Here is an 8,851-nt window from a genome sequence, read left to right as displayed (position 1 = left end):
GCGACATCATCAGCTGCTTGCGCAACTGATAATGCTGCATGGCGTAATCGGCCACGGCGAACACCGCCGTCACCGCCAACAGGATGGCCCACATCCACTGCGCCATCTGCGCGCACACCGCCAACCCGGCCTCCAGCCCGGCCTGCGGCAGATGCGCGAACGAGGCGGCGTAACGCTCTATCAAGTAGGCGAAAGTCACGCCCAGCACGCCCACCTTCAGCAGCATCTTGCAGAGTTCGAACAGCTTCATCAGCGACACCATCTGCTTGGCGTTGGACAGCGGATTGATCCGCTGCGCCGAAGGCTGGATGGCCTTGGGGGCAAACAGGAAGCCGGACTGGATCAAGCCGGTCAGCGTGAGCGCCAATGCCAGCAATCCCGCCAAGCCGAACACGAAGCGCAGGCACAGCTCGGCAAATTGGCCCGTCAGCTGAGCCATGGCGCTTTCCAGCGGCAGATTGACCGCATCGATGCAGCCATGGATGAAGCCGGCCAGCCCCGCGTACAGCGCATGCCCTTCCGCGCCCAGCCATAGCAGGATCAGCCCCAGTTGCACCACGGCGTTCACCTCCTGGCTCTTGGCCACCTGCCCTTCGTCGCGGGCATCGCGCAGGCGTTTGGCCGTGGGCTTTTCGGTCTTCTCGCTCATGGCGCCGATTCCAGCATGCGGATCAGTCCGCCATCAAAGTGCTCGAAACGCGCCAAGACATCGGACAAGCCAAACTGCAAGCCGATGACCAGCATCAGCAGGGTGGCGGCGCTCTTGATCGGCATGGACAGCGTAAACACATTCAGCTGCTGCACCGAGCGATTGATCAAACCCAGCGCCAGGTCTATCAGCACCATCATCACCATCGCCGGCATGGCGAAACCCAGCGTCAGCGTGTACAGCATGTGCCATTCGCGCTGCAGCATGGGGATGAACTGGCCCGCCCAATGCCAGCCCAGACCCGGCGGCAGCGTATGGTAGGACGCGTAAAGCGTGGAGAGGAAAGCATGGAAGCCGCCCAAGGCCATGAACAGCACCGCCGCCATCTGCGAAAACAGCCCGCCCAGCGGCGACGATTGCCCGCCCATCAACGGATTGAAGACGCCGGCCATAGACGCGCCGCGCATGGTGTCCAATACAAAACCGGCCATGTCCAGCGCCCAAAACGGAATGGCGGCGGAAAAGCCCAGCATCAGCCCCAGCGCCAGCTCGCTGGCCAGGATGAGCGCATAGGCCGCCGGCGCCTGCGTGGGATCGGGCAGCGCCAGCGGCGACAACAACGGCAATATCGGCAGCGTGGCCATCAACGCCAGCGCGTTGCGCGTAAGCGTGCCGCCCAGCATGGACGAGCCAAACAAGGGCAGCAGCAGCATGGCGCCCAGCGGACGCATCATCGCCACGCCCAGCAGCGGCCACCAGCGATTCAGCTCGTCCATGCCTAGCCCCCCATGCGCGAGATCAGATCAAAGCTGCGCATGGCGTAAGCCAGCAGCGCCTCGCCCATCCAGTGGTAGGTCAGCGCCAGCGTGATGCAAGCCGCCACCAGCTTGATGACAAAGGACACGGTCTGGTCCTGGATCTGGGTCAACGCCTGCACCAGGCCCACCAGCACGCCGACCACCGACGCCACCAGCACCACCGGCAATGACAGCATCAGCACCAGCCACAACAACTCGCTGGCCAATTGCACGATTTCCGCCTGTCCCATGGCGCGCTCCTCAGCGATAAGACAGCAAGAGCTGTCCCAGCAAACGGTCCCAGCCGCCCACCAGCACGAAAACCAGCAGCTTGAAAGGCATGGAGATGGTCATCGGCGACACCATCATCATCCCCATGGCCAGCAGCACATTGGAGACGATGAGATCGATGGCGATGAACGGCAGGAACAACAGCAGGCCAATCTTGAAGGCTTCAATCAGCTGGCTGACGGCGAAGGCCGGCATCAGCAACAGCAGCGAGTCGTCGCTGACGCGGGCGCGGATGTCGTCCGGCCAGTTCTTGCGCGCCGCGTCGCGGAAGAAGCGCAACTGCGCCGGCGCGGTGTGTTTTTTCAAAAACTGGCGATACGGGTCGAGCGTATTGTCAGACAGCCGGGACAACAGGCTGGCTTGCGGCTCCGCCGGCGAGGCGGCCAGCCGGTCCTGCACCGCCATGCCGACCGGCGTCATGATGAACAGCGACAGGATCAGCGCCAGCCCATACAGGGCGATATTGGGAGGAATCTGCTGGACGCCCAGCGCATTGCGCAGCAAGGCGAATACCACGGACAGCTTCAGAAAAGATGTGCCCATCACCACCAGCAGCGGCAGCAATGACAAGGCGGCCAGCAAGGTGATCAACGCAACGGGTTGTTCGGTCAGGGACATGATTGTGCTCCAGATATTTCTGGAATCCATTGTCCGTTTCGCCTTGCCGATGCCCCATCGGGTCTACACCTGAACCCTCCTCCTTCCGACTCAGGTGTTTACCGGACTGCGTATCGTTTGCCCCATCAGCATACTGGCCCAGTTTCCACAACTGCGAGCGCGCATCATGCTTGGTTTCAATCCTTCTCCGACATCGCTGCATCAAACCCGCGATGACGACTTCGAAATCGCCGACCTATCGCTATCTCAGCAGGAACCGATGCTGGATAAAATCACGGACGCGCCAAGTTTCCATGACGGCCTGGGGCGCGAAACATACCGGACGGCGGAATTCCGCAGCAAAACCGAACAAGGCTTAGGCGCCTCGCTCGACTTCATCGCCAAGCACACGAACCCCCATCAAATCAAAGGCATGCTGAGCAACGCCTGGAGCTATTTTTCCAGCGGCGCCCTCAACCAGAATTGCGTCATCTGCAGCAAGGCGGTGGAAAAGAATCTTGCCGCGCTGGAAAGCGGGCAGATCAACGATTTCTGGGTGGCGCAAAGCACCGGGCAAGGCGGGTTGGCGCAAAATGTCGCAGCGGAAAACTACAGCTCGTTTTCGCTGGAACAGACCTCTCCCTTATCTGAACAACTGTTAAGCCGCAGCCATCCCGACAGCCGGAACATCATCATGGTTCCGGTCAAAGGCAAAGGGTTTTCCCATGCCATGAATCTAGTGCGCAGCGGCGAGAGCACCTTTGTCGTAGATGGCCAGTTCGGCCTGACCTACCAGCTCAACTCAGCCAAGGGCAGGCAGGACTTTGACAAATACTATGGCTTAGGCAAGGGGTCCAATATCGTGCAGATCTACCGAACCGGCAACGCGCCATTGCCGCCGCCAATCGATGAAAGCAGGCTGCTGGATGGCTGGGAAGTCATCGAATCCGAGCCTGCCTCGCCGACGGTGAGGCAGTTTGCCCCGCTGCAAATCATTGAGGACCATTTCCGCTGATAAAAATGCGGCCATCCGATTTAAAAAACAGCCTAACCCGATGCAGCCTGGCGGAGGCTACACGGCGGCGCTGAATGAATGACTCATACTCACAATTATGAGCCGTATCAAATGGCCGCTCTAATTTAAATATGAATCATGAACAAGATAGAAAATATTAAGACCCTGCCCCATTCAAGACACTGGATTTCCTTCACGCTATCCATGATGCTCAGCGCCTGCGGCGGCGGCGGCGAATCAAACCCATCCCTCGCCCCCAGCAAGCAGACTGAAGCATCACAAGCAAACCCATCGCCGCATGAATTCAAAGTCATGTTCCGCGACAGCAATATTATCGATTCCGGAATATCCAGCCATGGCATGATTCGCTTGTTTTTTGACAAGAACATGGCAATTTCCACGCAAAATTCCAATACGATTCAATTGATCGATCCGGACAATGGCGGCATGTTGCCTGCACACGTTCTTACGCCTACAGCGGATGGCAGAAATATCATCGTACTGCCCATGAAGCCGCTCCTGTCTGGCAAGCAATACCAAATCAGGATTGGCACAAGCGTAGCGACTCAAGACAATCAGCGGTTGACGCAAGCTGCATCGCTGGCGTTCAAAACCCTTGCCGCCGACCAAGATCAGCCTATCGGTCTGGCCAATCTTGGCGCAAGCTGCTTCATCAATGCCGCGCTGCAATTAATCGTCAATCAGCCCTCACTTCGTCTAGCGGTGCTGAAGCAGCACCCAAACCAGGGATTCGAGGCTTTTTTCTCCGCCTATGACACGCGCAATGCCGCTCAACTCGAAGTCGAACTTAAAAAGGTCGTCAGCTATATCCGTAGCCTGCCCCATGTGCCAAAAACAGGTCCAGGCTCGCCCCATGATCTATTTGCCTTTGACGCGAGCGGCTTGAATATCAATCTCGACTTTATCTACCCAAATATGTTTCAGTCCATTCCTGCTGGCCTGCAAAGCAACTACCTCCTATCCATGCCAATCAGCTACGCCAATATTCCAAAAAACAGCCAGCTAAGCGGCTTCACTTACTTTAATAATGGTCACTACACCGCTTATGTGCAAAGAAATGGAAGGTGGTATCTGGCAGATGATTCAGCCATAGCAGAAGCACGGCCGCAAGGATTAACCGCTGGACCGACAAGCGGCATAGACACATTGAGTTATCAATAGCAGACAGGCCCAACAGGAGAACAATCACATGACAGCCCCCAATCAGGACCGGACGCCTCATACCGTGCAATAAGCCACTTGCGCAGGAGCCAAAGATTAAAAAAAGCTATAGGAAATGACAAGCCACAATCAAGGAGAGTGCAATCATGGCCATTGAAATCAGTGTCGGCAAACAGCAAAATTTCAATTTCAATGAGAGTCGCATCGACAGAATCATCAGCGCGAACACGCTTGCGGAAGCAAGCAAAATGGGATTATGGGACAAGATCAAGGACTACTTCCAAGGCGGCGTGAAAAGGCAGGCGATAGAAACCCTGTTCAACAGCATACATCGACCTTCCGAACAAAACCGTGAACCGTTGGGAATGCTGGAAAAGTTTGAACGCCTGACCGAGCTTGCTCACCCCAGGCACCAAAATGATTTCTTGGTAGATGTCCACGCGCCGGGCAAGGATGGAAAATGGGGATACGCGCTCCGCATCGCCGAGCACACTGTCTACCAGGCCGGCATGCTGGCCGATACCCCGGAGACGCCGTTCAATGATTTCTGCGTCGGCAAGATTGGGATGGAATTCCGCCAGTTCGTCGCTCACCATCCCGATTCTTTTACGCTGGACAGTTATATGGAGTCGAATATCCAGTGCATGAGCGACGACCCGGATACTCAGCAAATGCTGCGGTCAAGCCTGGATGATTCCCGATATGGCCGGGAGAACCTGCTGGCTGTCACAGAGCATGCGGATCCATCCAAATTTATTGCCCGATTCAAAACGGGAGACCTGGTGCTGTCCAATCGGATTTCATCAAATATGGAATTCCGCGGCGACCGGCTGAAAAGCGAGCTTTGGCACGGCGACTATCAAAATCTGCGCGATCTATGCGCCAAAGGGCACCTTACCGAACAAGACTCCATGCTGCGCTATGCCGCCACGCCTCAAAAAGAGGCGCTGCGCCAATTGATGGACGATTACGCCCTGGACGCCCCGGATGTGGCGCGCGCCCTACATCAACAACCTGTGGGCCATACGACTTTGGGCAAGCTATTTGGCATTCCGCAAGCAGTCGTCAACCAGCAAACCCATCTTCACACTCTGCTCTCCCTCGTCTAGGCCAATCAGCCGCCTCGTGGCGGCTGAATCCCCAGCCAAAACCCGCACAGTTCTACCGCCAACTCGCACACCGTGTTGCGCGCATCGGCAGATCAGGTGTTTACCCTATCCCCCACGGCCAAGACCAAAGGCATGCTTAGCTCATCGAATCGGAGAGCGATGATGGACCTGCAATGGCAACGACAGTCGGAACTCTGGCTACGCCTGATGGATGCGCAAGGCGCGTCGGCGTCGTCGAATCTGGCTATACGGCTAGGCCGGGACACCTTCTATCTGGAACAGCACACAGGCCGGGCCAGACTGGCGCTATCGCGGCCAATACGCCGCGAACAAGGCCAGGCGACGCTGCTGCGCCTGCTTGGCCTGCTGCAGCCCGAAGCCGGCGGCGGCGTGCCTTTGCGCGCCTGGATCGCCCGCGGTTGTTTGTGGCTGGCCGCCACAGCCCCGCAGGACAGCGGGGCCGAGCATTGGGCCAGCCTTTCCCGCCAACAGCGCCGATTGATGGACCGCGTCATGGAGGACTCGCATGAAAAAGATCAATGACTGGCTGCAGGGCCTGCAATCGCGCCAGGATGTGGTGCTGGCGGCCATGCTGCTGATGGCCATCTTCATGATGATCGTGCCGCTGCCCACCCTGCTGGTGGATGTGCTGATCGCCATCAACCTGGCCCTGTCCATCACGCTGCTGATGATGGCGGTGTATATCCGCGAGCCGATGGAGTTCTCCGCCTTCCCCGCCGTGCTGCTGATCACCACGCTATACCGGCTGGCCCTGACCATCAGCACCAGCCGCCTTATCCTGCTGCAGCACGACGCCGGCGAGATCGTCTACACCTTCGGCAATTTCGCCGTGGGCGGCAATCTGGCGGTGGGCCTGATCGTGTTCGCCATCATCACCGTGGTGCAGTTCATCGTCATCACCAAGGGTTCGGAACGGGTGGCCGAAGTCAGCGCGCGCTTTTCGCTGGATGGCATGCCGGGCAAGCAGATGAGCATAGACGGCGATATGCGCGCCGGCATCATCGACGCGGCCCAGGCCAAGCGCGAACGCGCCCTGGTCCAGAAGGAAAGCCAGCTCTACGGCGCCATGGATGGCGCAATGAAGTTTGTCAAAGGCGACGCCATCGCCTCCATCATCGTCATCCTGGTGAACATCTTCGGCGGCATCTGCGTAGGCGTGTTCATGCATGAGATGAGCGCGAGCGAGGCCGCCTCCACCTACGCCATCCTATCGGTGGGCGACGGGCTGATCGCGCAGATTCCCGCGCTGCTGATCTCCATCGCCGCCGGCATCATCGTCACCCGCGTGCCGGGCGAAACGCGGCGCAACCTGGCGGCCGAACTGTCCTCGCAGATCCTGCGCCAGCGCCAGGCCTTGTGGATCGTGGCGGCGGTGCTGGCGCTGTTCGCCTGCCTGCCCGGCTTTCCCGTGGTGGTGTTCCTGGCGCTGGCCGCCGCCGTGGCCGGCACCGCTTGGTGGGTATCGCGGCGGGATGGGCGCGATGCCTCATCCGGCCATGTAACCGACAGCGCGGACGGCAGCGATGCGGCAGACGCCGCGCCGGCCATCGGCGCCATTCCGCTGCTGCTGCGCGTCCACCCGGAACTGGCCCAGGGCGGCGCGCTGGCAGGCAGCTTGAGCGAGTTGCGGGGACAAAAGCTGGAACAGCTTGGCCTGCCCTTGCCGGAAATCCTGCTGCAGGCCGACACCAGCCTGCCGCCGCGCCAGATGGTTTTCCTGCTGTATCAAGAGCCGGTGCTGCAACTGGAACTGCGCCCTATGTTGCTGCTGGATGCGGCCAGCCCCGCGCTGCCGCAGGCCGCCGCGCGCGACGCGCTGCCATTCGGCGGCATCACGCTGCAGTGGATTGCGCCGGACCAAGCATCCGGCTTGGCCGCGCTGGGACACACGCTGTATCGGGACGCCGAACGCGTGGTCCATCTGGTGTCGCTGGCGCTGGACCGCTACGCCGCCGAGCTGATAGGCGTGCAGGAGGCCCGCTACCTGATGGACCAGATGGAGCAGCGCTATGGCGAGCTGGTGAAGGAGCTGCAGCGGCAGCTGCCGGTGGGCCGCGTGGCCGATGTCTTGCAGCGCCTGGTCGCCGAAGGGGTGTCCATCCGCGATCTGCGCGCCGTGTTCGAGGCGCTGGTGGAGTGGGCGCCGCGCGAAAAAGACCCGGTGATGCTGACCGAGTACGCCAGGCTGGCGCTGCGCCGCCATATCGTCGGCCGCCAGCGCCGCGGCCAACCCTGGATCAGCGCCTGGGTCATCGGCGGCCATATCGAGCAGACCATACGCGAATCGATCCGCCAGACCTCCGCCGGCTCCTACTCCGCGCTCAGCACGGAGGAGAACCAGGCCATCATCGGCGAGATACGGTCCTCGCTGGAAAAGAGCGGCGCAGCGGGCATGGCCTTGGTCACCGCGATTGATGTGCGCCGCTTCGTGCGCAAGCTGATCGAGCGCGACCTGTTCTCGGTGCCGGTCCTGTCATTCCAGGAATTGGGGGACGAAGCGGAACTCAAGGTGCTGGGCCATGTGGAACTGATAGGAGACGCCCATGCGACTGCCTGATTACTTCGCCGTGCTGGACGCCATCGAGCCGCCGCAACTGGAGACGGGCCGCGCAGGCCGGCTGGAAGGCCGGCTGTCCGAAGTCGGCGCCACCTTGCTGCGCGCCCATTTGCCCGGCGCCGGCCTGGGAGAATTATGCGCCCTGCCTGGCGACGATCCGGCGGAGGTTGTCGCCATCGTCGGCGAGGAGGCCCTGCTGTCGCCGTATCGCGAGCCCGTCGGCTTGTGCAGCGGCATGCTGGTGCGGCCCAGCGGACGCCGCGCCGACATCGGCGTCGGCGATGCCATGCTGGGACGGGTAGTCGACGCGCTGGGCCGTCCGATAGATGGTCTGCCGGCCCCGCCGGCGAGCAGCCGCAGGGAAATCGACAGCGACCCGCCCGACCCGATGCAACGCAGCGTCATCGATACCGCGCTGCCGATGGGCGTGCGCGCCATCGACGCCGCGCTCACCGTCGGCGTGGGACAGCGCCTGGGCATCTTCGCCCCGGCCGGCTGCGGCAAAAGCACCTTGCTGGGCATGCTGGCGGCCGGCAGCGACGCCGACGTGGTGGTGCTGGCCTTGATCGGCGAGCGCGGGCGCGAAGTGCGGGAGTTTCTGGAGCACGTGTTGAGCGCCGAGGCGCGCCAGCG

At 60.6% G+C, this 8,851-nt stretch carries 9 protein-coding genes and 1 pseudogene; 6 read left to right on the top strand and 4 right to left on the bottom strand.

Annotated features, from left to right (window positions below; translation table 11 throughout):
* The 4 genes from C2134_RS19740 to sctR all read right to left on the bottom strand — a co-directional run.
* A partial coding sequence (locus C2134_RS19740) for an EscU/YscU/HrcU family type III secretion system export apparatus switch protein (RefSeq protein ID WP_199180007.1) occupies nt 1-649 on the bottom strand: 649 nt, incomplete at its 3' end.
* Complete coding sequence (gene sctT, locus C2134_RS19735) at nt 646-1,425, bottom strand: type III secretion system export apparatus subunit SctT (protein WP_103321780.1); 780 nt, start codon at nt 1,423-1,425, stop codon at nt 646-648. The genes C2134_RS19740 and sctT, both read right to left, overlap by 4 nt.
* 2 nt (nt 1,426-1,427) lie before the next feature.
* Complete coding sequence (sctS, locus tag C2134_RS19730; RefSeq protein WP_103321779.1) at nt 1,428-1,697, bottom strand: type III secretion system export apparatus subunit SctS; 270 nt, start codon at nt 1,695-1,697, stop codon at nt 1,428-1,430.
* Between the two features lie 10 nt (nt 1,698-1,707).
* Entirely contained in the window at nt 1,708-2,355 is a 648-nt protein-coding gene (gene sctR, locus C2134_RS19725) for a type III secretion system export apparatus subunit SctR (protein WP_043627572.1), read from the bottom strand.
* Between the two features lie 166 nt (nt 2,356-2,521).
* Between sctR and C2134_RS19720 the strand changes: the two genes are divergently transcribed.
* The 6 genes and pseudogenes from C2134_RS19720 to C2134_RS22005 all read left to right on the top strand — a co-directional run.
* Nucleotides 2,522-3,349, top strand: coding sequence for a hypothetical protein (locus C2134_RS19720; protein WP_103321778.1), 828 nt, complete (start codon nt 2,522-2,524; stop codon nt 3,347-3,349).
* Nucleotides 3,350-3,487: 138 nt separating this feature from the next.
* Nucleotides 3,488-4,531, top strand: a complete 1,044-nt coding sequence (locus tag C2134_RS19710; protein WP_146042230.1) for an Ig-like domain-containing domain — start codon at nt 3,488-3,490, stop codon at nt 4,529-4,531.
* 146 nt (nt 4,532-4,677) lie between these two features.
* On the top strand, nt 4,678-5,640 hold the full coding sequence (locus C2134_RS19705; RefSeq protein WP_103321775.1) for a T3SS effector SopD family protein: 963 nt from the start codon (nt 4,678-4,680) through the stop codon (nt 5,638-5,640).
* 159 nt (nt 5,641-5,799) lie between these two features.
* Nucleotides 5,800-6,183, top strand: a complete 384-nt coding sequence (locus C2134_RS19700) for a hypothetical protein (protein ID WP_199180006.1) — start codon at nt 5,800-5,802, stop codon at nt 6,181-6,183.
* The gene (locus C2134_RS19695) at nt 6,167-8,218 is read left to right on the top strand and encodes an EscV/YscV/HrcV family type III secretion system export apparatus protein (RefSeq protein ID WP_103321773.1); all 2,052 of its coding nucleotides are present in this window, start codon (nt 6,167-6,169) and stop codon (nt 8,216-8,218) included. Before C2134_RS19700 ends, C2134_RS19695 begins: the two co-directional genes overlap by 17 nt.
* Nucleotides 8,205-8,851 (top strand): annotated as a pseudogene (locus tag C2134_RS22005) (EscN/YscN/HrcN family type III secretion system ATPase); the annotation flags it as partial. The gene C2134_RS19695 and the pseudogene C2134_RS22005, both read left to right, overlap by 14 nt.

The sequence above is a fragment of the Chromobacterium sinusclupearum genome, from assembly GCF_002902845.1.
Lineage (GTDB): Bacteria > Pseudomonadota > Gammaproteobacteria > Burkholderiales > Chromobacteriaceae > Chromobacterium > Chromobacterium sinusclupearum.
The sequence above is the reverse complement of the archived record's forward strand: the minus strand, read 5'-3'. Positions and strand labels throughout refer to the sequence as shown.